Annotated in this window: 21 protein-coding genes and 3 pseudogenes; 16 read left to right on the forward strand and 8 right to left on the reverse strand. The window is 71.6% G+C overall.

Annotated features, from left to right (window positions below; all coding sequences use genetic code 11):
- Positions 1–113 precede the first annotated feature (113 nt).
- The 4 genes from bioB (at position 114) to K9S39_RS02965 (ending at position 4159) form a co-directional block, all read left to right on the forward strand.
- Positions 114–1292 (forward strand): biotin synthase BioB, encoded by a 1179-nt coding sequence (bioB, locus tag K9S39_RS02950; protein ID WP_248861769.1) that lies wholly within the window; start codon positions 114–116, stop codon positions 1290–1292.
- Entirely contained in the window at positions 1285–2589 is a 1305-nt protein-coding gene (locus K9S39_RS02955; RefSeq protein WP_248861770.1) for an adenosylmethionine--8-amino-7-oxononanoate transaminase, read from the forward strand. Before bioB ends, K9S39_RS02955 begins: the two co-directional genes overlap by 8 nt.
- Positions 2590–2638: 49 nt before the next feature.
- On the forward strand, positions 2639–3340 hold the full coding sequence (gene bioD / locus K9S39_RS02960; RefSeq protein WP_248861771.1) for a dethiobiotin synthase: 702 nt from the start codon (positions 2639–2641) through the stop codon (positions 3338–3340).
- A gap of 147 nt (positions 3341–3487) precedes the next feature.
- On the forward strand, positions 3488–4159 hold the full coding sequence (locus K9S39_RS02965) for a class I SAM-dependent methyltransferase (protein WP_248861772.1): 672 nt from the start codon (positions 3488–3490) through the stop codon (positions 4157–4159).
- 133 nt (positions 4160–4292) lie between these two features.
- Here K9S39_RS02965 and K9S39_RS02970 read toward each other — a convergent pair whose 3' ends face one another.
- Together K9S39_RS02970 and K9S39_RS02975 are read right to left on the reverse strand one after the other, a co-directional pair.
- A complete protein-coding gene (locus tag K9S39_RS02970; RefSeq protein WP_248861773.1) occupies positions 4293–4664 on the reverse strand; it encodes a fic family toxin-antitoxin system, toxin component in 372 nt (123 codons plus the stop codon).
- Positions 4661–4933, reverse strand: a complete 273-nt coding sequence (locus K9S39_RS02975; protein ID WP_248861774.1) for a toxin-antitoxin system HicB family antitoxin — start codon at positions 4931–4933, stop codon at positions 4661–4663. The genes K9S39_RS02970 and K9S39_RS02975 overlap by 4 nt, the downstream gene beginning before the upstream one ends.
- Positions 4934–5109: 176 nt before the next feature.
- On the opposite strand from K9S39_RS02975, the gene K9S39_RS02980 reads away from it, so the two are divergent.
- The 7 genes and pseudogenes from K9S39_RS02980 (at position 5110) to mug (ending at position 12525) form a co-directional block, all read left to right on the forward strand.
- Entirely contained in the window at positions 5110–6609 is a 1500-nt protein-coding gene (locus K9S39_RS02980) for an APC family permease (RefSeq protein WP_248861775.1), read from the forward strand.
- A gap of 54 nt (positions 6610–6663) precedes the next feature.
- Positions 6664–7074: pseudogene (locus K9S39_RS02985) on the forward strand (LLM class flavin-dependent oxidoreductase); the annotation flags it as partial.
- Positions 7075–7175: 101 nt separating this feature from the next.
- Positions 7176–7305 (forward strand): annotated as a pseudogene (locus tag K9S39_RS02990) (GNAT family N-acetyltransferase); the annotation flags it as partial.
- Positions 7306–7632: 327 nt separating this feature from the next.
- On the forward strand, positions 7633–8976 hold the full coding sequence (locus K9S39_RS02995; protein WP_248861776.1) for a hemolysin family protein: 1344 nt from the start codon (positions 7633–7635) through the stop codon (positions 8974–8976).
- Complete coding sequence (locus tag K9S39_RS03000) at positions 8973–9995, forward strand: hemolysin family protein (RefSeq protein ID WP_248861777.1); 1023 nt, start codon at positions 8973–8975, stop codon at positions 9993–9995. Before K9S39_RS02995 ends, K9S39_RS03000 begins: the two co-directional genes overlap by 4 nt.
- Positions 9996–10515: 520 nt before the next feature.
- Entirely contained in the window at positions 10516–11949 is a 1434-nt protein-coding gene (gene purB, locus K9S39_RS03005; protein ID WP_248868573.1) for an adenylosuccinate lyase, read from the forward strand.
- A 27-nt stretch (positions 11950–11976) separates the two neighbouring features.
- Complete coding sequence (gene mug, locus K9S39_RS03010) at positions 11977–12525, forward strand: G/U mismatch-specific DNA glycosylase (protein ID WP_248861778.1); 549 nt, start codon at positions 11977–11979, stop codon at positions 12523–12525.
- A 22-nt stretch (positions 12526–12547) separates the two neighbouring features.
- Here the strand turns inward: mug and K9S39_RS03015 are convergent, their stop codons facing one another.
- Positions 12548–13024: a hypothetical protein gene (locus tag K9S39_RS03015; protein WP_248861779.1), complete on the reverse strand. Its 477-nt coding sequence runs from the start codon at positions 13022–13024 to the stop codon at positions 12548–12550.
- A gap of 364 nt (positions 13025–13388) precedes the next feature.
- Between K9S39_RS03015 and K9S39_RS03020 the strand changes: the two genes are divergently transcribed.
- Positions 13389–14576, forward strand: coding sequence for an ROK family protein (locus tag K9S39_RS03020; RefSeq protein ID WP_248861780.1), 1188 nt, complete (start codon positions 13389–13391; stop codon positions 14574–14576).
- A gap of 60 nt (positions 14577–14636) precedes the next feature.
- Here K9S39_RS03020 and K9S39_RS03025 read toward each other — a convergent pair whose 3' ends face one another.
- On the reverse strand, positions 14637–15383 hold the full coding sequence (locus K9S39_RS03025; protein ID WP_248861781.1) for a GntR family transcriptional regulator: 747 nt from the start codon (positions 15381–15383) through the stop codon (positions 14637–14639).
- Positions 15384–15768: 385 nt separating this feature from the next.
- On the opposite strand from K9S39_RS03025, the gene K9S39_RS03030 reads away from it, so the two are divergent.
- The gene (locus K9S39_RS03030) at positions 15769–16449 is read left to right on the forward strand and encodes an aspartate/glutamate racemase family protein (RefSeq protein ID WP_248868575.1); all 681 of its coding nucleotides are present in this window, start codon (positions 15769–15771) and stop codon (positions 16447–16449) included.
- On the opposite strand, the gene K9S39_RS03035 is transcribed toward K9S39_RS03030, so the two are convergent.
- A complete protein-coding gene (locus tag K9S39_RS03035) occupies positions 16401–17348 on the reverse strand; it encodes an RNA polymerase sigma-70 factor (protein ID WP_283112202.1) in 948 nt (315 codons plus the stop codon). The genes K9S39_RS03030 and K9S39_RS03035 overlap by 49 nt on opposite strands.
- 297 nt (positions 17349–17645) lie before the next feature.
- On the opposite strand from K9S39_RS03035, the gene K9S39_RS03040 reads away from it, so the two are divergent.
- Positions 17646–18476 (forward strand): alpha/beta fold hydrolase, encoded by an 831-nt coding sequence (locus K9S39_RS03040; RefSeq protein WP_248868577.1) that lies wholly within the window; start codon positions 17646–17648, stop codon positions 18474–18476.
- Between the two features lie 68 nt (positions 18477–18544).
- Here the strand turns inward: K9S39_RS03040 and K9S39_RS03045 are convergent, their stop codons facing one another.
- The 3 genes and pseudogenes from K9S39_RS03045 to K9S39_RS03055 all read right to left on the reverse strand — a co-directional run bounded on the left by K9S39_RS03045 (position 18545) and on the right by K9S39_RS03055 (position 20409).
- Positions 18545–18733: a hypothetical protein gene (locus K9S39_RS03045; protein WP_248861782.1), complete on the reverse strand. Its 189-nt coding sequence runs from the start codon at positions 18731–18733 to the stop codon at positions 18545–18547.
- Between the two features lie 464 nt (positions 18734–19197).
- Positions 19198–19608 (reverse strand): annotated as a pseudogene (locus tag K9S39_RS03050) (helix-turn-helix domain-containing protein); the annotation flags it as partial.
- Positions 19609–20181: 573 nt separating this feature from the next.
- Positions 20182–20409 (reverse strand): hypothetical protein, encoded by a 228-nt coding sequence (locus K9S39_RS03055; protein WP_248861784.1) that lies wholly within the window; start codon positions 20407–20409, stop codon positions 20182–20184.
- Here K9S39_RS03055 and K9S39_RS03060 point away from each other — a divergent pair.
- Positions 20403–21983 carry an alkaline phosphatase D family protein gene (locus K9S39_RS03060; RefSeq protein WP_248861785.1) on the forward strand — a complete coding sequence of 527 codons (1581 nt, stop codon included), beginning with the start codon at positions 20403–20405 and terminating at the stop codon, positions 21981–21983. The two genes, K9S39_RS03055 and K9S39_RS03060, sit on opposite strands and share 7 nt — an antisense overlap.
- 84 nt (positions 21984–22067) lie before the next feature.
- Complete coding sequence (locus K9S39_RS03065; protein WP_248861786.1) at positions 22068–23465, forward strand: GNAT family N-acetyltransferase; 1398 nt, start codon at positions 22068–22070, stop codon at positions 23463–23465.
- Positions 23466–23493: the final 28 nt, after the last annotated feature.

Here is a 23493-nt window from a genome sequence, read left to right on the forward strand (position 1 = left end):
ACGTTAGCGGTCGTTCCGCACGCCCACGGTGTGGCGATACACACACCCCGATCCTGGCTCGTTGTGGGAATCCTCCTTGGCCGGGAGCGGGGGCGTACGTCAGGATCAACGCCATGGACCTGCTGAACACACTGGTGGACAAGGGACTGCGGCGCGAGTTGCCGACCCGTGAAGAGGCGCTGGCCGTGCTGGCGACCTCCGATGACGAACTGCTCGACGTCGTGGCCGCGGCCGGAAAGGTACGCCGCCAGTGGTTCGGGCGGCGGGTCAAGCTCAACTACCTCGTCAACCTCAAGTCGGGCCTGTGCCCCGAGGACTGCTCGTACTGCTCCCAGCGGCTGGGTTCCAAGGCGGAGATCCTCAAGTACACCTGGCTCAAGCCCGATGACGCCTCCAAGGCGGCGGCGGCCGGGGTGGCCGGCGGCGCCAAGCGGGTCTGCCTGGTGGCCAGTGGCCGTGGTCCGACGGACAAGGACGTGGACCGCGTCTCGGACACCATCTCCGCGATCAAGGAGCAGAACGAGGGCATCGAGGTGTGTGCCTGCCTCGGGCTGCTCTCCGACGGCCAGGCCGACCGGCTGCGCGAGGCGGGCGCCGACGCGTACAACCACAACCTCAATACCTCGGAAGCCACATACGGCGACATCTGCACCACGCACGACTTCTCGGACCGGGTGTCCACCGTCCAGCAGGCCCAGGCGGCGGGCATGTCGGCGTGCTCCGGGCTGATCGCCGGGATGGGCGAGAGCGACGCCGACCTGGTCGATGTGGTCTTCGCACTGCGCGAGCTGGACCCGGACTCCGTGCCGGTCAACTTCCTGATCCCGTTCGAGGGCACGCCGCTCGCCGAGGAATGGAACCTCACACCGCAGCGCGCGCTGCGCATCCTCGCTATGGTGCGGTTCGTCTGCCCGGACGTCGAGGTACGGCTGGCCGGCGGCCGTGAGGTCCATCTGCGGAGTCTGCAGCCGCTCGCGCTGCACCTCGTCAACTCCCTCTTCCTGGGCGACTACCTGACCAGCGAGGGCCAGGCAGGCAAGGACGACCTCGCGATGATCGCGGACGCCGGCTTCGAGGTCGAGGGCACGGACACCAGCACGCTCCCGCGGCACCGCAGGGCGGCCGACGCGGAGACCGGGTCCTGCGCGGGCACCGGGTGCGCGGGCACCGGAGGTGCCGAAGCCGCCGCCCCGCTCACCGCCGCCGTCCCCGCACCGACCGACGAGACCCGCCGCGATCTGGTCGCGGTGCGCCGCCGCGGCGCCGGCACCGACCTCCCGCCCAATGCCTGAGCCGCTCACCCCGCAGCAACTGCTCGCGCTCGACCGGCAGCATGTGTGGCATCCGTACGGGCCGATGCCCGGCACGGCCGCACCGCTGCTGATCGAGTCGGCGTCCGGCGTGCGGCTCCGGCCGGCCCAGCCGGTCGAGGGGCAGGCCGAGTTGGTGGACGGGATGTCGTCCTGGTGGTCGGCGGTGCACGGCTACAACCACCCGGTGCTCAACGAGGCCGCGCGCGGCCAGCTGGAGCGGATGAGCCATGTGATGTTCGGCGGACTCACCCACGAACCCGCCGTACGACTGGCGAAACGGCTCGTCGACATCACCCCGGAACCGCTGCGGCACGTCTTCCTCGCCGACTCCGGCTCGGTGTCGGTCGAGGTCGCCGTCAAGATGTGCCTCCAGTACTGGCGCTCGCTCGGAAAGCCGCGCAAACAGCGGCTGCTGACCTGGCGGGGCGGCTACCACGGCGACACCTGGCAGCCGATGTCGGTCTGCGACCCCGACGGCGGGATGCATGAGCTGTGGCAGGGGGTGCTGCCGCGGCAGATCTTCGCGGACGCGCCGCCGTCGGGCTTCGACGCGGAACCCGACGAGGCGTACGCCACCCACCTGCGGGAGCTGATCGCCCGGCACGCCGAGGAACTGGCAGCGGTGATCGTCGAACCCGTGGTGCAAGGCGCGGGCGGCATGTCCTTCCACTCCCCCGCCTACCTACGGGTGCTGCGCGAAGCCTGCGACGCGCATGGCATACTGCTGATCTTCGACGAGATCGCGACCGGCTTCGGCCGCACGGGCGCCCTCTTCGCGGCCGAGCACGCCGACGTCGCGCCCGACGTGATGTGCGTCGGCAAGGCGCTGACCGGCGGATATCTCACCCTCGGGGCGACGCTGTGCACCACGGCCGTCGCGGACGGGATCTCGCGCGGCGAGCTGCCGGTGCTGGCCCACGGCCCCACCTTCATGGGCAACCCGCTCGCCACCGCCGTCGCGGACGCCTCGATCGACCTGCTGCTGTCCCAGGACTGGGCCCAGGAGGTCAAGCGGATCGAGGCCGGGCTGCGCAACGGTCTGGCGGCGGCCGGGAACGTCGCCGGGGTGCGGCAGGTACGCGTACTCGGTGCGATCGGTGTCGTGCAGCTCGACCACGCGGTGGACATGGCGGCCGCGACCCGGGCGGCGGTCCGGAAGGGCGTATGGCTGCGCCCGTTCCGGGACCTGATCTACACGATGCCGCCGTACATCACGGGTGACGACGACGTGGCACGCATCTGCGCCGCGGTGTGCGCGGCGGCGCGGGAGGGCTGAACTCCCCTCATCACCAAGATCCCCTCACTACCGGAGCCGGAGGTCCACCATGTCGGTACTGTTCGTGACGGGCACGGGCACAGAGATCGGCAAGACCGTGACCACGGCCGCGATCGCCGCGGCGGCGCTCGGCAGCGGACGTTCGGTGGCGGTGCTCAAACCGGCCCAGACCGGGGTCTCCGCGGGGGAACGGGGCGACGCGGCGGAGGTCGAGCGGCTGGCCGGCCCGGTCACCGCGGTCGAACTGGCCCGCTACCCGGACCCGTTGGCGCCCGCGACGGCGGCCCGGCGGGCCGGGCTGCCATCGGTCGGCCCCGTGGAGATCGCCGAGACCGCCGCCAAACTGGCCGCCTCGCACGACCTGGTCCTGGTCGAGGGCGCGGGCGGTCTGCTCGTCCGCTTCGACGCGGACGGCAACACCCTCGCCGACGCCGCACGACGCGCGGACGCCCCCGTCCTGATGGTCGCCCAGGCCGGCCTCGGCACCCTCAACGCCACCGCCCTCACCGCGCTGGCCCTGCGCTCGTACGGCCTCGACTCCCCCGGCGTCGTCATCGGCAGCTGGCCCGCCACCCCGGGCCTCGCGGCCCGCTGCAACCTGGCCGACCTCCCGGACGCCGCCGGCGCCCCGCTCCTCGGCCTGGTCCCGGAGGGCTCCGGCGCACTGCCGCCGACCGACTTCCGTACGGCGGCCCCGGGTTGGCTGGCGCCGGAGCTGGGTGGGTCGGGCGGTTTCCGCGTTTCTGGGTGAGATCGGCCGCAGCCGCAGCCTGGCGCTCCGCGTCACCCAGACGCCGGCCCTGAGGAATCCCCCCGCCCCGCGCCGTTCGGGTCTCGCCCGCCCGCCCAAGGGGGACACTGGCAGCAAGAGCGGCCGACGTCGGCGAAAGGGGTCGTCATGCTGCGGCACAGGAGGCGTCCACCGGAGACCGTGCACCATCCGGTCTTCGCCCGCTTCTACGCGCATTGCTGCGGGCCGTCCGTGGACCGGCGGGCCGGGGTGGCGGCGCTCCGGGACGAGTTGCTGGCGGGGGCCTCGGGGCGGGCCATTGAGGTGGGCGCGGGCAGTGGGCTGAACTTTCCGCACTACCCGGGGACCGTGTCGGAAGTCGTGGCGATCGAGCCGGAGTCCACGCTGCGCGAGGTGGCGCGGACGGCGGCGGCGCATGCCGGGGTGCCGGTGGATGTGGTGCCGGGAGTGGCGGAGGCGCTGCCGGTGAAGAGCGAGGCGTTCGATACGGCGGTGGTGTCGCTGGTGCTGTGTTCCGTACGGGATGTGCGGCGGGCGCTGGTGGAGTTGCGGCGGGTGCTGCGTCCGGGCGGTGAGCTGCGGTTCTTCGAGCACGGTCGGGCCGCGGGGCGGGGGCTGGCGGCGGTGCAGTGGTCGCTGGACCGGACGGTCTGGCCGCTGTTGATGGGCGGCTGTCACACATGGCGGGATCCGCTGGGCGAGATCCGGGCGGCGGGGTTCGAGGTGGTGCGCGTGCGGCGGCTGAAGGTGCCGGAGCGCGGTCCGACGCTGCCCTCGTCGCCGGCGGTGCTGGGGATGGCGGTCCGCCCACCGGAGTGAGGGAGGCGGCGCCGGGCGGCGTGGCCATCGAAGTGAGAGCGGAGGGCGCGGAGATCCGGCCGCCGGGCCGGGTGGTACGGCCCGGCTGCCTGGGCACCGGCCGGGCGGCGCGGCGTCACCCCGTCCAGCGGCGTCACCCCGTCCATGTGCGCAGCTCGTCCGCGATGGCATGGACGTCCGCCGTGCCCTCCTTGACGAGTCGGGCGAGGTCGCGGACCCGTTCGGCGGAGGTGGTGATCTTCAGGCCGCTCGCGATGAGGTAACCGTAGGCGACGGCGGTCGCGAACACCGCGTTCGAGCGTTCCAACGCCGGTACTCGGAGGAGGAGTTGGACGAGTGCTGCGGCGCGTTCCGGCGGGTCGGTGTAGACGGGGGCGCCGAATATCTCCGCTTCATGGCGGCTGACGGCGGCCACCAGGGCGCCCCAGTCGGTGACCTGGGGGTCTCCGGGGGTGTGCTGTTCGGCGATCAGAAGGAGCCAGGCGAGGTCGATGCGCAGTGTCACGTCGCGCCCGGCTGTCCTTCCCGGGCCGGGGTGGCCGCGCGGCCGCGGCCGACGCCCGGTTCCGGGCCGAACTCCTCGGCGAAGACGTGTTCGTACCGCTTCATGAAGTCGGCGGCGGCGTCGACGAAGGTCTGGCCGACCTCTCCGGCGTCCTTGAGGACGAGCTCCTCGATATAGCGGTTCATGCTCACTCCCCGCTGCAGGGCGCGCTCTCGCGCCGCTTCGGCGGTGGCTTCGTCCACGCGGACGTTCAGTTGCGTCTTCGCCACGGTTTCAAGCTAGCGCGTATCCGCTAGCGCCGACAAGGGTCGCTCCCAGCTGCGCCGGGCCGCGGCCGGAGGCACCGGTCGCCCGTCCGGCGCGCGACACGGCGCGAGCGGGACACCGGGAGCGGGCCGCGCGCCGCTCCCGAGGCCACCGGAGCGGATACCGCACGATGTGATCCGTGTCCGTACCGGCCCCCGTCCCGCACCTGAAGCGCAGCCTGCGCCGATTCGACATCATGGCGCTGGGCGTCGCCGCCGTGATCTCCATCGATGTGATCGGGCAGATCGCCAGCGGCGGCGGCCAGTCCGTCACCTGGATCGCCGTCATGGCCGTGTCCTTCCTGCTGCCGTACGCCCTGATCTTCGCGGAGACCGGCGCCGCGTTCCCTTACGAGGGCGGCCCCTACGCCTGGGTGGAGCTTGCCTTCGGCCGGCTGGTGGCCGCGCTGACCAGCATGTTCTATTGGGTCACCAATCCGGTCTGGCTCGGCGGTTCGCTGGCCTTCATCGGCGCCGGGGCCTGGGACGGCTTTGTCTCGCCGCTCGGTTCCGGCACGGCCGCCGACTATGTCTTCAAGCTGGCCTTCGTCTGGGGTGCCATCCTGACCGCGATCATTTCACTGCGCCGCGGCAAATGGATCACCACGACCGGCGCGGCGGCCAAGCTCCTGGCGCTCGCCTTCTTCACGGGGACCGCGGTCGCGTACGGGATCCGGCACGGCTTCCAGGGCCTGCAGAACGCCGCCTTCTCCCCCACCGGGGCGGGATTCCTCGCGCTGGTCCCGGTCCTGATCTTCGCCATGGTCGGGTTCGAGGCCCCCAACGCGGCGGGTGAGGAGATGTACGACCCGCAGCGCGATGTCCCGATCGCGATCGGCGTCTCCGGCGCGATCGCCACCAGTTGCTACCTGCTGCCAGTCCTGGCCATCCTCTCCGCCGCCCCGGCCGGGCAGATCACCGGCATCGGTGGCTTCATGGACGCCGCCGGGCTGGTCTTCGAGGTCTACGGGGACTGGCGCGGGCCCCTGCTGACCGGCACCGGTGTGCTGTTCGTCGTCGCGCTGCTGACACAGGGCAGCGCCTGGATGATCGTCGTCGACCGGATGCAGGCGATGGCGGCCGCCGAGGGCGGGTTCTTCAGCCGGTGGCTGGGCGCCTTCCACGCACGGCTGGGCACACCGGTCCGGATGAACGTGCTCTCGGGGCTGACCGCCACCGCCTTCATGGTCGCCGCGATGAACCTGGGCAGCGGCGACGCGTCGGACACCTTCGCCGTCGTCCTGACGGTCGCGATCACCACGCTGCTGCTGTCCTACCTCGCCATCGTCCCGGCACTGCTCGCCCTGCGGGTCCGCCGCCCCGAGATCCACCGGCCGTATCACGTCCCCTTCGGTACAAGGGGGTTCGCGGTAGCCACCGTTCTCGTCTACGCCTGGGTGCTGCTCGGCTCATGGGTGGCGCTGTTCCCCGGCACCCTGGAGCCGCTCTTCGGCATCACCTACGACTTCCGGGAGATCTGGGGCGTCTCCCGTATGTCCTTCGAGGTGTTCACGCTCGGCACCGTTCTCCTGCTGCTGGCCGTCGGGGTCGCCGGGTATCTGGCGCAGCGCATGCATCTCCGGCGGCACCACCCCGACGATCACGGTTGCATGGGTGACGACCGGTCGTCTCCCCCCTGATCGCGCTCTCCAAGGGGACTTCTCATGCCACGTCCGTTCCGCTTCGGCGTCAATATGCTCACCATCGATTCGAAGGCGTCGTGGCGTCAGAAATGCCGCCGAGCCGAGGGGTTGGGCTATGACGTGCTGCTCGTACCGGATCATCTGGGGTTGCCGGCGCCGTTTCCCGCGCTGATCGCGGCGGAGGCGACCGAGCGGCCGCGGGTGGGCACCTTCGTCCTCAACGCGGGGTTCGTCAACCCGGCGCTGCTCGCCCGTGACGTGGCCACCGCCGACGCGCTCACCGGCGGGCGGCTGGAGCTGGGCCTGGGCACCGGGTACGTCCGCGCCGAGCACGAGACGGCCGGGCTGCCCTGGCTCGCCGGGCCGGCGGGTGGACCATCTGACATACACCGTCGAAGAGTTGGGCCGGATGTTCGGCGACCCCGAGTACGCCCCGCGGCCCACACGCAGCGGCCGCGTCCGCCGCTGCTGATCGGCGGCAACGGCCCGCGCATGATGCGGCTGGCCGCCCGGCACGCCGAGATCGGTCGACGCCGCACTCCGCCGCGTGCTGGGATCGGGCCATGGGTGATCTTCACATACGGGCCGGGACACCGGCCGATCTCGATGCCGTGCCGGCCTTCTGGAAGGTGGCCGCCGAGGGCGCCAGCATCAGCGATGACTCCGACGGCGTGGCACGGCTGGCGCGCCGCGGGTTATGCGCCCGAGCCGCAGTGGAGCCGCCGGGTCAAGCATCTGGACCACTGAGCGATGCGCCCGGCGGAGCCCGTCCCGGCTTAAGGAGCGGGGCGGGCTCCTCGCTCACCACCGATTTTGCCGACTCACCACCGACTCTGCATCACTCACCTCCGACCCTGCCCACTCATCAGCGCTTTTGCCGATCCTTTACCATGGTGGTTCCCTTCCCTGACGAAAGGTGTGTGAGCGTCCAGCCATGGGCGAGCCTCCCAGTTGTCGAGCATCCTCCCGACGGAGCGCGAACCTCCCGTTCCTGTTCGATCATGGGGCGGAGGTGACCCGATGACCGAGTTGCTCCTGCTGGCCCTGGCACTCCTCCTGACCGTCGCCTGCGGTGTCTTCGTCGCGGCCGAGTTCTCGCTGACGACCGTCGAGCGCAGTGATCTGGAGCGCGCCGTCGAGCGCGGCGAGCGCGGCGCGGACAGCGCCCTGAAGGCCGCCCGCGGACTGACCTTCCAGCTCTCCGGAGCGCAGCTCGGTATCACCGTCACCGGCCTGGTCATCGGCATGCTGTCCAAGCCGGCCATCGCCGCCCTGCTCGCCGGTCCGCTCGGCGTGATGGGGCTGCCGCGCTCCGCCGCGGACTCGGTGGCCCTGGTGCTCGGTACGGGAATCTCCACGGTCGTCCTGATGGTCGTCGGGGAACTGGTCCCGAAGAACTGGGCCATCTCCAGCCCGCTGGCCGTCGCCAAGCGGGTCGCCACCCCGCAGCGCGGTTTCAGCGCCTCCTTCAAGCCGCTGATCGGGCATCTCAACACCACCGCGAACCACATGGTCCGTCGGATGGGGCTGGAGCCCACCGAGGAGCTGGCCTCCGCCCGGGGGCCTCAGGAGCTGATGGCACTGGCCCGGCACTCCGCCAAGGAGGGCGCGCTGGAGCCGGACACCGCCGAGCTGTTCGTCCGTACCCTCAATCTCGCCGATCTGACGGCGGAGAACGTGATGACGCCGCGGGTGCAGGTGATGGCCCTGGATGTGCAGTCCACCGCCGAGGACATCGCCAACGCGACGCGGGCGACCGGGCTGTCCCGCTTCCCCGTCTACCGCGGCAGTCTGGACACCGTCGTCGGGGTCGCGCACATCAAGGACGTGCTGACCATCCCGGCCGAGCGTCGCGCCCGCCATCCCGTCTCCGAGCTGCTGCGCGAACCGCTGCTGGTGCCCGAGACGCTGACCGTGGACCGGCTGCTGGACCGGCTGTCCGGCAAGCGCACCATGGCCGTGGTCATCGACGAGTACGGCGGCACGGCGGGCGTCGCCACCCTGGAGGACATCGTCGAGGAAGTCGTCGGCGAGGTCCGGGACGAGCACGACCCCCTGGAGATCCCCGATCTCGCACCGGCCGGCTCCGACGCGGACGGCCGCAGCGTCTACCACGCCGACGGTGCCGCCCGCACCGACCAGCTGCAGCGGATCGGCCTGCGGCTGCCCGACGGCCCGTACGAAACCCTCGCCGGCCTCATCGCCACGGAGCTCGGGCGGATCCCCGTCGACGGCGACACCGTCGAGGTCGCGGGCTGGTCGATGGACGTCCTCGACGCCACCGGGCACCGCGCGGCGCGCCTGCTGCTGCACGCCCCGCTGCCCGGCAACACCGACGACGAGGAAGCGGAGGCCGGCCGATGACCGCGCTCCAGCTCTTCATCGGCCTGCTGACGCTGGTGCTCAACGCCTTCTTCGTGGGTGCCGAGTTCGCGCTGATCTCGGTGCGCCGCAGCCAGATCGAGCCGTACGCAGAGCGCGGCGACCGCCGGGCACACCGCGTGCTGTGGGGCCTGGAACATGTCTCCGCGCTGCTCGCCGCCGCCCAGCTCGGCATCACGCTGTGCACACTGGTGCTGGGCGCGGTCGCCGAACCGGCCATCGCGCACCTCCTGGAGCCGGTGTTCCACGCCGCGGGCATCTCGCACACACTGATCCACCCGATCGCGTTCGTGATCGCGCTGGCCCTGGCCACGTATCTGCACATGCTTTTCGGCGAGATGGTGCCGAAGAACGTCGCGCTGGCGGAGCCGGTACGCAGCGCCCTGCTGCTGGGCCCGCCACTGGTCGCGCTGACCCGGGCGCTGCGCCCGGCGATCTTCGCGATCAACGCGCTCGCCAACGGGCTGCTGAAGCTGCTGCGGGTGGAGACCAGGGACGCGGTGACCGCGACGTTCTCGGACGACCAGCTCGCGAAGATGGTCGAGGACGCACGGGCGGCCGGCCTGCTGGACGAACGGGCCAAGCGACGGCTGCGAGACGCCCTGGAACTGGGCCGCCGCCCGGTCAGGGACGTGGTGCTGCCCGTCGAGAACGTGGTGTCCGCACGGATGGGAATCACCCCCGAGGGCCTGGAACGGATGGCGGCCGAGTCCGGTTTCTCCCGCTTCCCGGTCGTCGACGAGACCCGCCGCATCCTGGGCTACCTGCACGTCAAGGACGCACTCGACGCAATGCCGCGCGATGTGCCGTTCGCGGTCGCCGCACTGCGCCCGATCGCCCGCGTGAGGGCGGCGACGCTGCTGGACGACGTCCTGACGGCGATGCGCGGATCCAGTACGCACCTCGCCGCGGTGATCGCCGACGACGGGACGCTGGCCGGGCTGGTGTCGATGGAGGACGTACTGCGGGAGCTGGTGCTCCAGCGGCCGCCTGCGGGCTAACGCTGCGCTTGGCCACGCCTGCGGCAGGCTTGAGCTGACGTTTTGGCTGTCCCGCCGTGGGGGTGTTCGCCGTTGCGCCTGCGGCGGGCGTGGGTTTCGCGGGTGCGGTGACGGGCCTCCGGACTCCGTCCTGCGGCCCTCCCCCATAGCCTGAAGGGTATGGGAGGTACCCCCATCCTCCCGACGGTGGGTGGTAGGGGCCGGTGGGGGCACATGTGGTCTGTCATGTGTCTGTGATCGCGACCACACGGTGCACATGACCGGCTACGCGTACCCCCACCGGTCTTCTTCCCACCCCTTCGGGAGGTTCCGGTCCGCAGGACGGAGTCCGGAGGTCCGGCGCCGCTGCCGAACAGCCCCGCGCAGCGGCAACAGCTCACCGCAGGTGCAACGGCGGGACAGTCAAGAACGTGGGGCCCAGGCACAGCGCAGCGGACACCCACCGCAGGAGCAACGGCCGGACAGCCGACAACGTGGGGCGCAGGCAAAGCGCAGCGTAGACTCTGGCCACGTGACTGCTGTGTCTGCGAAGCCTCGCATCCCCAATGTCCTGGCCGGCCGCTACGCCTCCGCGGAGCTCGCCGTGCTGTGGTCCCCCGAGTACAAGGTCAGGCTGGAGCGGAAGCTGTGGCTCGCCGTGCTGCGTGCGCAGCAGGACCTGGGGGTGGAGGTCCCCGAGCAGGCGCTGGCCGATTACGAGCGGGTCCTGGAGACCGTCGACCTGGCCTCGATCGCCGAGCGCGAGAAGGTCACCCGGCATGACGTCAAGGCCCGGATCGAGGAGTTCAACGCCCTCGCCGGCCATGAGCAGGTCCACAAGGGCATGACCTCCCGCGATCTGACGGAGAACGTCGAGCAGCTGCAGGTACGGCTGTCGCTGGAGCTGATGCGGGACCGCACCGTCGCCGTGCTGGCACGGCTGGGCTCGCTGGCCGCCCAGCACGCCGAACTGGTCATGGCGGGCCGCTCGCACAACGTCGCCGCGCAGGCCACCACGCTCGGCAAGCGCTTCGCGACCGCCGCCGACGAGCTGCTGGTCGCCTATGCGCGGCTGGAGGAGCTCCTCTCCCGCTACCCGCTGCGCGGCATCAAGGGCCCCGTCGGCACCGCCCAGGACATGCTGGACCTGCTGGGCGGGGACGCCACGAAGCTCGCCGAGCTGGAGCAGCGGATCGCCGGCCACCTCGGCTTCGGGCAGGCGTTCACCTCCGTCGGCCAGGTCTATCCGCGCTCCCTGGACTACGAGGTGGTCACCGCGCTGGTGCAGCTCGCCGCGGCCCCCTCGTCGCTCGCGAAGACGGTCCGGCTGATGGCCGGGCACGAGCTGGTCACCGAGGGCTTCAAGCCGGGCCAGGTCGGTTCCTCCGCGATGCCGCACAAGATGAACACCCGTTCCTGCGAGCGTGTCAACGGCCTGATGGTGATCCTGCGCGGCTATGCCTCGATGGCCGGTGAGCTGTCCGGTGACCAGTGGAACGAGGGCGATGTCTCCTGCTCCGTGGTCCGCCGGGTCGCGCTCCCCGACTCCTTCTTCGCGCTGGACGGTCTGCTGGAGACCTTTCTGACCGTCCTGGACGAGTTCGGTGCCTTCCCCGCCGTCGTCGCCCGCGAGCTGGACCGCTATCTTCCCTTCCTCGCCACCACGAAGGTGCTGATGGGCTCCGTGCGGGCCGGGGTGGGCCGCGAGGAGGCGCACGAGGCGATCAAGGAGAACGCGGTGGCGTCGGCGCTGGCCATGCGCGAGCGGGGCGCGGAGCGCAATGAGCTGCTGGACAGGCTGGCGGCGGACTCGCGCATCCCGCTGGACAAGGCTCAGTTGGACGCCCTGATGGCGGACAAGCTGTCCTTCACGGGCGCGGCGGCCGACCAGGTGGCCGCTGTCGTCGGCCGGATCGAGGAGATCGCCAAGCAGCACCCGGAGGCCGCGGCCTACACGCCCGGCTCGATCCTCTGATGCCGATCGCCGGCCAGGGCTGGTGACATGGGCTTCACCCCGGAGGAACTGCAGGCCGCTCGCGACCGCCTCGTCCCTGACGTGGTGGCGAGCGGTCTGCGGGTGCTGTTCTGCGGTATCAACCCGGGCCTGATGACGGCGGCCACGGGCCACCACTTCGCCCGCCCCGGCAACCGCTTCTGGCCCGTTCTGCACGCGTCCGGCTTCACGCCCCGGCTGCTCAGGCCCGCCGAGCAGGAGGAGTTGCTGGCGCATGGCCTCGGCATCACCAATGTCGTGGCGCGGGCGACCGCGAAGGCGGACGAGTTGACGGCGGAGGAGTACCGCGAGGGCGGCCGGCTGCTGGCCGAGAAGGTGGCCCGGCTGCGGCCGCGCTGGCTCGCCGTCGCGGGGGTCACGGCCTATCGCGTCGCCTTCGGCGACAAGCATGCCGCGATCGGCCCACAGCAGCGCACCCTCGGCGACACCCGTATCTGGGCACTGCCCAACCCCAGCGGCCTCAACGCCCATTGGACGCCGGCGACCATGGCGGAGGAGTACGGGCGGCTGCGCGCCGCGGCGTTCGCGGAGAACTGACGGGCACAAGTGGCGCGCCGCCTCACCAGAGCGCAGCGCCCACGTCCTCCGAAGCCCCCACATCTCCTACGTCCCCCTCTCCCACCGCCACCAGCAGCTGGAACGGCAGCTCACGGTCCCCCTGCCCCACCCCCACGCCGACCCACCGGCCCGCCACCCGCCAGCCGTACATCAGCGGGACATATCCGCACAGCGAGTCCAGTGGCGGCCGGACCGGTATGCCCATGGCCGACCGTTCCAGACACACCCCGAGGTCGAGGACATCGGGCTCGCCCCACCGTAAGGACAGCGCCCGCACCAGCGCCGTCAGCTCGGCCTCGAACTCCTCCAGGGCCTCCTCGACCTCCGTGAGGTCCGCGTCCCAGAAGTCCCGGCTGACCCGCAGGTCGGCTATGTGGAAGCCCGGCCCGCTCTCGGCCATGGCGCCCCGGCTCCGCTCCGCCGGGAAATCCCGCAGGCGCAGCCGGTCGATGGCGGTCAGATGCTCGTCGATGGTCATGCCGTCAGTAAACCGGCTGGGTCTGACAATTGGCGTCCCTCCAGTCGCGGAGGGGGCCTCAAGCGGGGAGCCGGGAGGTGGACGCCCGCCGTGCAGCGGGCCCACCTCCCGGGCCTACGCCGGCCCCCGGACCCCGCACCCACTCCCCCTTTCGTAGGGAGTGGCTCTTCACGGGAATACCGCCCCGCCCCTCCGCGTTGTGGGCCTGCAAGGGGCGCCCCCAACCCTTAAGGGTCTCCCCCTAAGGGATCTGTCCCCTCGCCCCCCTGGGCGCCACCGCCCCGCCAGGGTCCCCACCGGGGCTCGCCCCCCACCCGCTGACCGGCTACGATCCGCCAGACACGCCGAGACGAGGGAGACGGACGTGGGGCGGCTCACCGGCGGGGACCCCTCTCTGCTTCGACGGATCAACTCCGCGGTGGTGCTGTACGCGCTGCGCGCCGCGGACTCCGCCACCCTCACCGCCCTCGTCCAGGTGACCGGTCTGTCCCGGCCGACGGTCGAGGGTGTGGTCGAGGGGCTCATCGAGATTGGGCTGGTGGCCGAGACGGCCGCCGAGGAGGGCGGGACCCGGCGCCAGGGGCGGCCGGCCCGACGGTTCCGCTTCCGTGCGGAGGCCGGTCATCTGCTGGGCATCGAGATCGGCTCCCACCGCATCGCGGCGCTGCTCTCCGACCTCGGCGGGCGGACGCTGGACTCGGAGCAGCGCCCCGTGGACGAGACCGTGCCGGCCGACGAGCGGCTGGAGCGGGTGCGCACCTTGGTGGCCGAGCTGCTGCGCCGTGCCGGAGTGGCGCGTCGTTCGCTGCGGGCCGTCGGCGTGGGCAGTCCCGGCATCGTGGAGGCGGACGGCACCGTACGGCTGGGCACGGCGCTGCCCGGCTGGACCGGCCTGCCCCTGGGCGAACGGCTGCGGCGGTCCTTCCGCTGCCCCGTCCTGGTGGAGAACGACGCCAACGCCGCCGCGGTCGCCGAGCACTGGAAGGGCGTGGCGGTCGAGTCCGACGACATCGTGTTCGTGCTGGCGGGGTTGAGCCCCGGTGCCGGTTCGCTGATCGGCGGCCGGCTGCACCGGGGTTTCGGCGGGGCGGCCGGGGAGATCGGCGCGCTGCATCTGCTGGGGCGCGAGGCGACGCCGGAGGCACTGTTGTCGACGACCGGGAAGCCGCTGACGCCCCTGGACGAGGCGCAGGTGGCGGCGGTGTTCGCGCTGGCGCGGGACGGCGATGGGCAGGCGCGGGAAGCGGTGGACCGGTTCATCCGGCGGCTGGTGCACGATGTCGCTGCGCTGGTGCTGGCGCTGGACCCGCAGCTGGTGGTGGTCGGCGGCTGGGCGGCCGGACTGGCCGGTGTACTGGAGCCGCTGCGGGGGGAGTTGGCACGTTACTGCCTGCGGCCGCCGCAGGTGGCCCTCTCGGAGCTGGGCGAGGCCGCGGTGTCCACCGGGGCGCTGCGGCTCGCGCTCGACCACGTGGAGGGTGAACTCTTCACGGTGGAGGGCACAGTGACCGGGCGTCAGGGAAGGCCACCAGTGAGGGGCACGTCACCGTGAGACTTGCACGGCGGGCCCGCGCCGGCGTGCGGCGCGGACCCGGACGGCTGCGTGGCCGGGTCAGCCCGCCAGCAGGGCGACCGCGTCGCTCTCCCCGAACGTGAGCCGGCAGGTGTCGGCGCGGTACGTGGAGACCGCGACGGCAGCGGAACGGCCCGCGGACACATAGCGGGTGGTGACGACCAGCACCGGCGCACCGGGCAGCCGGTCCAGCTGCTTGGCGTCCTCCGCGCGGGCCGAGCCCAGCTCGACGGTCCGGTCCTGGCCCTCCAGCTCCAGTTTCCGCAGCTCCTCCAGGACGGCACGGGCACGGGCCGGGGCGCTGACCGGGGCCACCCCCGAGCAACCGGGGACCGAGGCCGACGGCACGTACAGCAACTCGGCGGCGACCGGCTGCCCGTTGGTGACCCGGCTGCGGCGCACGATGTGTACCCGCTCGCCGGGGGCCGTCTCCAGGAGCCGGGTCACCGAGGCGGGCACCGTCTCGGTCTCGACGGCGTCGACCGGCTGCCAGTCGTCGCCGGGCGCGCCGGGCCACGTATGGCGCGCGGGGTCGACGGCGACGCCGACCCGCGGCGGCGCGACGGTCGTCCCCACGCCGCGCCGGCGCTGCAGCCTGCCCTCCAGCTCCAGCTGCTCCAGCGCCTGCCGGAGCGTGGCCCGTGCGACGCCGAACCGCGCCGCCAGTTCCCGCTCGTTGGGAAGAATCTCACCGACCGCGAATTCCGAATCCAGCGCGTCGCTGAGCACGGTCTTGAGGTGCCAGTACTTCGGCTCCGGCACCGTTTCGAGCTGCGTGGTCCCCACCCTGTCCTCCGCCTGGCCGTTTGCCCCGCAAAGTTGCGCCCCCAAGGGAGACGGGCCCGCTCAGGCCACCCCCATGGACATGGCCTCACGCGCGGGGCCTACGGATGCCAGGACGACCCTGGCGACCGTCCCCATGCGGGCCTGCGCGGGCCGCACCGATCAGGCCCCGCGCGGGCCGCACGCATCCCTCGGGCCCTGCGTGGCCCGAATATGAGCGCTTCTTTATTAAAGGTTGTTTCAGTATCCCGACGATATGGCCGCTCCCACCCTTGGTCAAGACCAATCCCGGATCCGTTTACGGCCTTTACGGCCAAGGCCTGACCGCGTGGCCGGCCGCGCCCACCGGGCCGCCGACAGCAGCCCTCACCCGGATACGCTCACCGTCATGCTCGCCCTGCTGCACACCTCGCCCGCCCATGCCCCGGTGTTCGACGCACTGCGCGACGAGGACTCCCCCGGGCTGGCGCTGCGTCACCTCGTACACCCCCAACTCCTCGACCGGGCAAGGGAACAGGGACCCCAAACGGTGGCGGAGGAGGTCGCCCGTGTGCTCGCCGGAGCAGCGCGCGACGGGGCGCGGGCGGTGCTGTGCACCTGCTCGACGATCGGTTGGGTCGCCGAGTCGGCCGAGTCCGCACTCGGCCTGCCCGTCCTCCGGGTGGACCGGCCGATGGCCGCGGCCGCCGTCGCCGCCGGTCCGCGGATCGCCGTGCTCGCCGCCCTGGAGAGCACGCTGGGCCCCACTGCGGACCTGATCGCGGAGGAGGCCGGCCGGGCCGGACGCCGGGTGAGCGTGCGCACGGTGCTCGTACCGGGCGCGTGGCAGCTCTTCGAGGCGGGCGATACGGCTGGCTACGGGGCGGCGGTGGCGGCAGTGGCACGGACGGTACGGGACACGGACGCGATCGTGCTGGCGCAGGCGTCCATGGCACCGGCCGCCGAGCGGATGGGGGCCGATCGCGGCGACGGCGCGGTACCGGTGCTGTCGAGCCCGCGGCCCGGACTCCGGGCCGCCGCTCAGCTCGTGGCGAGGGAGGCGAGCTTGTCCGGGTTGCGGACGATGTAGACCGTCTGGATCCGGCCGTCCTCGATGTCGAGCTGGACGACGCTGTCCGGCTTGCCGCCGTGGTGCATCAACACCGCGATTCCGCCGTTGAGTTCGAGCAGGGTGACCTCCCAACCGGGAGGGGCGGTCCTGGCAACGCCGATCAGGAAGCGGGCGACCTTGTCGGGGGACTCGATGATCCGCAGCGGGGCCTTGGCCTTCCCTCCGCTGTCCCCGACCAGCCGCGCGTCCGCGGCCAGCAGGCTCAGCAGCCCCTCCAGGTCGTCGCCGGCCGCCGCGGCCAGGAACCGCTCGGTCAGAGCGCGCTGCCGGTCGGCGTCGACCTCGAAGCGCGGCCTGCCTTCCTGGACATGCTGCCGGGCCCGGCCCGCCAGTTGGCGTACCGCGGCCTCGCTCCGGTCAAGGACGCCGGCGATCTCCGCGTACGGATAGCCGAAGGCTTCCCGCAGGACGAACACCGCGCGCTCCAGAGGCGAGAGCGATTCCATGACGACGAGCATGGCGAGGGTGACGGACTCGGTGAACACCGCCCGCTCCGCGGTGTCCGGGGCGATGGCCCCGATGTCGGTGGCGAGCGGCTCCGGCAGCCAGGGCCCCACATAGGACTCGCGGCGCGACTGGACGTGCCGGAGGCGGTCGACGGCCAGCCGGGTGGTGACACGCACCAGATAGGCACGCGGCTCACGGACCTCGGAACGGTCGGCGGCCGACCAGCGCAGCCACGCGTCCTGGACGACGTCCTCGGCGTCGGCCACCCGGCCGAGCATGCGGTAGGCGACGCCGTGCAGCACGGGCCGGTGCTCTTCGAAGACCTCGGTGGCGTGACCGGCCTGGCCGGCATCGCTGACGTGGGCGGCGTCCGTGACGTCGGTGGCATGGGGCGCGGGATCGTTCGGCACGCCGCCATCCCACCCGGCCACCACCGCATTGTCCAGCGGAAACGGCGCAGAGTGACGGGGCGGCGGCGTGGCGTTCGGCACAGTGCGGGGGGGGCGAACGCGGGCCCGGCCTGGACCCTGACGCGGGCCGGAGGCCGGCCGGTCCCGGGCTCGGACACGGGCGCCGGCCCACGCGGGGCCGGCACTCGGCCCGACAACCCCATACCACTCAGTAGCCTTTCCTGGCATCGTTTGCCCATGTCCCCCGGCAACGCCGTACCCCCCCGGCACCACCGCAACCCCTTTGAGGAGTCCCCCATGGCCGCCTCGGTCTCCTTCGCCCGTGTCCGCACCGCGGACCGGCCGCCGTTCACGGTCGCGTACGAGCGCAAGGGTTCCGGCGAACCCGTCGTTCTGCTGCACGGCATCGGTCACCATCTCCAGGCGTGGCGGCCGGTCTGCGACATCCTCGCCGCCTCGCACGAGGTCATCGCCGTCGACCTGCCCGGCTTCGGCGCCTCGCCCGCGCTGCCGGACGGCTCCTCGTACGACCTGGAGACGGTGGTGCCGCTGCTCGCCGCGGCCTTCACGGAGCTGGAACTGGAGCGCCCGCATGTGGTGGGGAACTCACTGGGCGGGCTGCTGGCCCTGCAGTTGGGCCGCGCGAAGGCCGTACGGTCGGTCACCGCGCTCTCGCCCGCGGGCTTTTGGACGCACACCGAGCGCCGTTACGCGTTCGGGGTGCTGCGGGGCATGTACGCCGGAGCGCAGGCGCTGCCGCAGCCGGTGGTGGAGACGCTGGCACGGACCGTCATAGGGCGGGCGTCGCTGACCGGCTCCATCTACGCCCACCCTGGGCGCCGTTCGGCCGAGGCGGTGGTGGCGGAGACCCGGGCGCTGCGCGAGGCACCCGGGTTCGCGCGGACGCTGGCGGCCGGCCGAGACGTGCGGTTCACCGATGATGTGCCGGACGTCCCGGTGACGATCGGCTGGGGCAGCCGGGACCGGCTGCTGCCACGCCGTCAGGGCGTGCGCGCCAAGCACACGATTCCGGGCGCCCGGCTCGTGCGCCTCCCGGGCTGCGGACATGTGCCGATGAACGACGATCCGGCGCTGGTGGCGCGGGTCGTCCTCGACACGGTCGCCTGAGACGACGGAACGGTCGGCTCGGACGACACGACCGGCTGAGACGGCACGACGGGCTGGGACGAGGGGTGTCAGCGGGAGACCCGGGGCCGGGTGTGCGTACGTTCCGGTGCCCGGGCCGCCGTGTCCGACCGCCGCCCCCTGGGACGCAGCATGCCCGAGCCGAGCGCGACACCGGTGCCGCCCAGCAGGCTGCCGCCCAGCTGGGCGAGGCCGTAGCCGATGGTCGCGGCGAGCGGGTGCGCAGTCGACGAACACACCGGGTACGGCGGGTGACCGGTCCGAAACCACTCCAGTGGTCGGGGAACTTGGCGTCTTCACCATTCAGAGCGCCAGCGGCCGTCCCTGCCATCCTGCGGGCCTCTTGGGCCACGTCGGGCCGATTGTTCCGGACCGTGGCAGACGCGACCCTGAGTCACAGCTCACCCCACACGGCCAGGTGCGCGGGGCCTGCCTCGGACGTGCGGGGTTCGATCTCCGTTGCTGTGTTGCGAGCTGTTCGCTCTCGTCGAATCGGTCTTGCCTCAACAACAGCCAGCACATGCCAACGACGCCTGTTGCGGCGGTGAGTGTCCGTCCCGTCTCGCGGGCGAGTCGGATCGCTTCCGCCAGCGCGCAACACGCCATGTCGTACTGCCGAACCTGCGTCAGGTACTTGCAGGTCAGCAGCAAGGCGTGACACCGCGCAATCATGGCGTGCTGCTGCTCTTCGCCCTCCAGTGCCTCAACCGTCGCTTCGGCGGAACGCAGCGGGCCCGGAAGCCGCTTCGCCACCGAACCGTACCGATCGGCCCAGTAGAGGGCGTGAGCGTCTGCCGTGGCGCTGCGGGAGCGCCGACAACTCCTCAGCCCCTCCTCGGTCCGTCATGGGTGCTGCGAGCCCCACAGGGGGCATGAGCGCCTTCCGCAGCTCGACGAGGTATCCCCGGTTTGCCTCGTCGCCGACAACGGGCGTCGTGGTCTCGGTGGCGAACAGCGTTGACGTGGATACCCCCAGGGCACGGGCCAGTGCGTGCAAGGTTTCCATGCGCACGTCTCCGCCTTGCTCCACCTTTCGGACAGTGCCGACTGACACGTCTGCCGCTTCGGTCAGCTGCTCCTGGTTCATACCGGCCGTGCGCCGGTAGTTCCTGACGCTCTCGGCAAGCCCTTAGCCATGGTGCGCGCTCCCTTGACAGGTACGGCAGTCGTACCCGCAGCGTACGTCTGGCAAGCGGCCCCAGATGTGCCAAAGGCCCCGCACCGCCCAGCGAGGGCAGGCAGGCACGGGGCCGAAGGGGCACATGAGATCAACTGCATCGTCTGGACAAGGGGTTTGGTAGCCAGGCGTCACCTTCGTGAATCGCTGCCGAGTGCGGGTATCCGAAGCCGACACGCACGGTGCCGCGTACGTTACCTGGTCGGAGCTGAAGAACGCGTCAGCGCTCACGTCCACCTTGACGTCACGCCGCATAGGCGGGTGGCGGGAGGCGTCTGTTCCGCGGGTGGCGCCTGTTCCCCTTCGCTACACGTGCGCCCCTGGTGGGGGGAAACCGCGCCACTACACCCGCCCACCCCCCGAAGGGGGGTGGGCGGCGGGGAACAACAAGCATGAGGAACAAGCAACAAAGGAACACACGAAAAGGGGTGGGTGGCCTCCGTCCTGGCGATCGCTCAAGGCACTTGCGACCATGTGCGCGGCCCGTGGGGCGTACGGAGCCGGTGATGTTCACCGCGCGTTCGGCTGCCGGGCATCGGGCACCGGTACGAACAGGACGTCAGCGGACAGCACGTCACCGAGCACCACATCGGCGAGCACGACATCAGCGTGCATGACATCAGTGTGCACGGCGTCAGCGAGCACGGCGTCAGCGAGCACGGCGTCAGCGAGCACGGCGTCAGCGAGCACGGCGTCGCCCAGGTCGGTCGAACTACGGAGGTAGGTATCAGATGGCACAGGGATCCGGCAGCAGGTTCGGACGGCGGGCGCTGCTGCAGAGCGCGGCGGGCGGTCCCGCGGCGCTGGCGCTGCCCGCTCTCTCCTGTGCCGCGCCCGCACAGGCCCGTGGCGGGCGCCCGAGCGCCAACTGGGGCATTCAGGTCGGGGATGTGACGATGTCGTCGGGCCTGGTGTGGGTGCGGTCCGACCGGCCGGCCCGGATGATCGTGCAGACTTCGGCGACCGCATCGTTCCGCCCCGGGAGGACCACCCGGACCTGGCACGGTCCGGTGCTCGGGGCCGGTACGGACTTCACGGGTGTCACCTCGCTGCACGGCCTGCCGCCCGGTGAGCAGATCCACTACCGGGTGCTGCTCGCCGACCCGGACGACCCCGGGCGCACCGGCGAGCCCGCGACCGGCGCGTTTCGTACGGCACCCGAGCGGCGTGCGGACATCCGCCTCCACTGGTCGGGCGATCTGGCCGGCCAGGGCTGGGGCATCAATCCGGACCGCGGCGGCTATCGCGTCTACGAGGAGATGCGGCGCCGCGACCCGGATTTCTTCCTGTGCAGCGGTGACAGCATCTACGCCGACAACCCGATCCCCGAGAAGGTGACGCTGCCGGACGGCCGGATCTGGCGGAATGTGACGACCGAGGAGAAGGCGAAGGTCGCCGAGACGCTGGCGGAGTTCCGGGGCGCGTTCCGCTACAACCTGCTGGACGACAATCTGCGCCGGTTCAACGCCCAGGTGCCCACCATCGCCCAGTGGGACGACCACGAGGTGCACAACAACTGGTATCCGGGGCAGTTGCTGGACGACGACCGGTACACGGTGAAGGACGCGGATGTGCTGTCGGCACGGTCGCTGCGCGCGTTCGGCGAGTATTTTCCGATCCGTACGCTGCGGCCGGACGGGGGCGGCCGGGTCTACCGCGTGGTGCGGCACGGTCCGCTGCTGGATGTTTTCGTGCTGGACATGCGCCGCTACCGCAATGCCAATTCGCCGGGCCGGCAGACCGACGATCCGCAGGGCATTCTCGGCGCCGAGCAGCTGCGCTGGCTCAAGCGTGAGCTGGTCCGCTCGCGCGCGGTGTGGAAGGTGATCGCCTCCGATATGCCGCTGGGACTGGTGGTCCCGGACGGTGAGACGAACTTCGAGGCGGTGGCACAGGGCGATCCGGGTGCTCCGCTGGGCCGCGAGCTGCAGCTGGCGGAGCTGCTGCGGCACATCAAGCACCGGAAGGTGACCGGCACGGTCTGGCTGACGACGGACGTCCACTACACGTCGGCGCAGCACTACGCGCCGGAACGCGCGGCGTTCAAGGACTTCGAGCCGTTCTGGGAGTTCGTTTCCGGGCCGCTGAACGCCGGCGGATTCCAGGCGCTGAAACTCGATGGAACCTTTGGTCCCGAACAGACGTTCATCAAAGCGTCGGACCGTGCGAACACCTCCCCTGCGGAGAGTCCGCAGAACTTCGGCGAGATCGACATCGACGGGGGGAGCGGGGAACTGACGGTGCGGCTGCGTCAGGAAGGCGGCAAGATTTTGTTCAGTAAGGTGCTGCAACCGGGGCGAGTGGGACAATAAAGGACCAATGCATCGATTCTGTCTTTTACCCGTCGGACACAATGTGTTGGCGATCAGGCAATACCTGTCCGTCAGGCTGTCTGCATGACTGAAGCAACCTCCGCCCATTCCTCCCGCCGCCCTCACTGGCGCCGGGAGGTCGTCGAGCTGGCCGCCCTGTTCACCACCGTGGCGGTGGCGGACGTCATCGCCAACGCGGCCGCACACGGGCCTTCGGGCCCGGCGCTGCTGGTCGCCGCGGCCGTCGCCCTGCTCGCCACCACGGGGTGCCACGTCTGGTGGTCACGCCGCTACGAAAGAACCGTGGCGCCACCGTCCGATACCGGCGCCACGACGCCGTCCCCCACCCCGTCCCCGGAGGCCGGCGGGCAGCAGACGGCGCTGTGGCGGATGCGGACCACGGTCCGTGACGAGCCGGGTAGCCTGGCCGCCCTGTGCACCGCGCTGGCCGCGCGGCGGGTGGACATACTGAGTCTGCAGACCCACCCGCTGTCCAGCGGAACGGTCGACGAGTTCCTGCTGCGCGCTCCGGCGGCGCTGGCAGCGGCCGACCTCACCCGTACGGCGTCCCGCGCGGGCGGCGCGCACACCTGGCTGGAGCGGGCGGACACCCACGACCTCGTCGACGCACCGACCCGGATGCTGGGCCTGGCGACGCGCACGGCGCTGGACTCCGCCGAACTCCCCCTCGCGCTGCGCCAGTTGCTGGGCCGCTGCACCATCCACTCGGTGCCCGCGCGCTCGCTGACCGGGCAGCCGCTCGCCGAGGAGGTGCCCGCCGAGGGCGTCCTCGACAAACACCTCATGAAGTTCCGCGACCCCTCCGGGGGGTCGCTCACCCTCGAAAGGCCGCAGTTGCCGTTCACGCCCACCGAGTTCGCCCGGGTCCGCGCGCTGGTCGATCTCGACGCCAGACTGGGCCAGCGGGTGCCGCCGCGGCGTGATGTGCTGACGCTGCCCGAGGGCAACGCGATCACCGTCCGCCGCGCCGGCACCTCCGACCTCGCCGCGGCCCGCGAGATGCACGACCGCTGCTCGTCGAAGACCCTCGCGCTGCGCTATCACGGCCCGATCGGTGACGCGGACCGCTATCTGGGGCATCTGCTCAGCCCCCGGTTCGGCCGCACCCTGGCGGTGGAGACCACGTCCGGACGGCTGGTGGCACTCGGGCATCTGCTGTGGGACGGCGAGGAGACCGAGGTGGCGCTGCTGGTCGAGGACGCCTGGCAGCAGCGCGGGATCGGCGCGGAGCTGCTGCGCCGGCTGGTGGCGATGGCGGCCGAGACGGGCTGCGACAGCGTCTACGCCATCACCCAGGCGTCCAACACCGGGATGGTGGCGGCGATGCGCAGCCTGGCCCTGCCCCTCGACTACCAGATAGAGGAGGGCACCTTGGTGATCACCGCCCGGCCGTCGGGGGTGCCGGCCCGTCAGACCGCCCCGGAGCCCGCCGTCACCCGGGAAGGCTCCGGCCGCCACTGAGCCCTCGCGCTGTCCCCGCCCGGGCGGG

The sequence above is a fragment of the Streptomyces halobius genome (assembly GCF_023277745.1).
Classification (GTDB): Bacteria; Actinomycetota; Actinomycetes; order Streptomycetales; family Streptomycetaceae; genus Streptomyces; species Streptomyces halobius.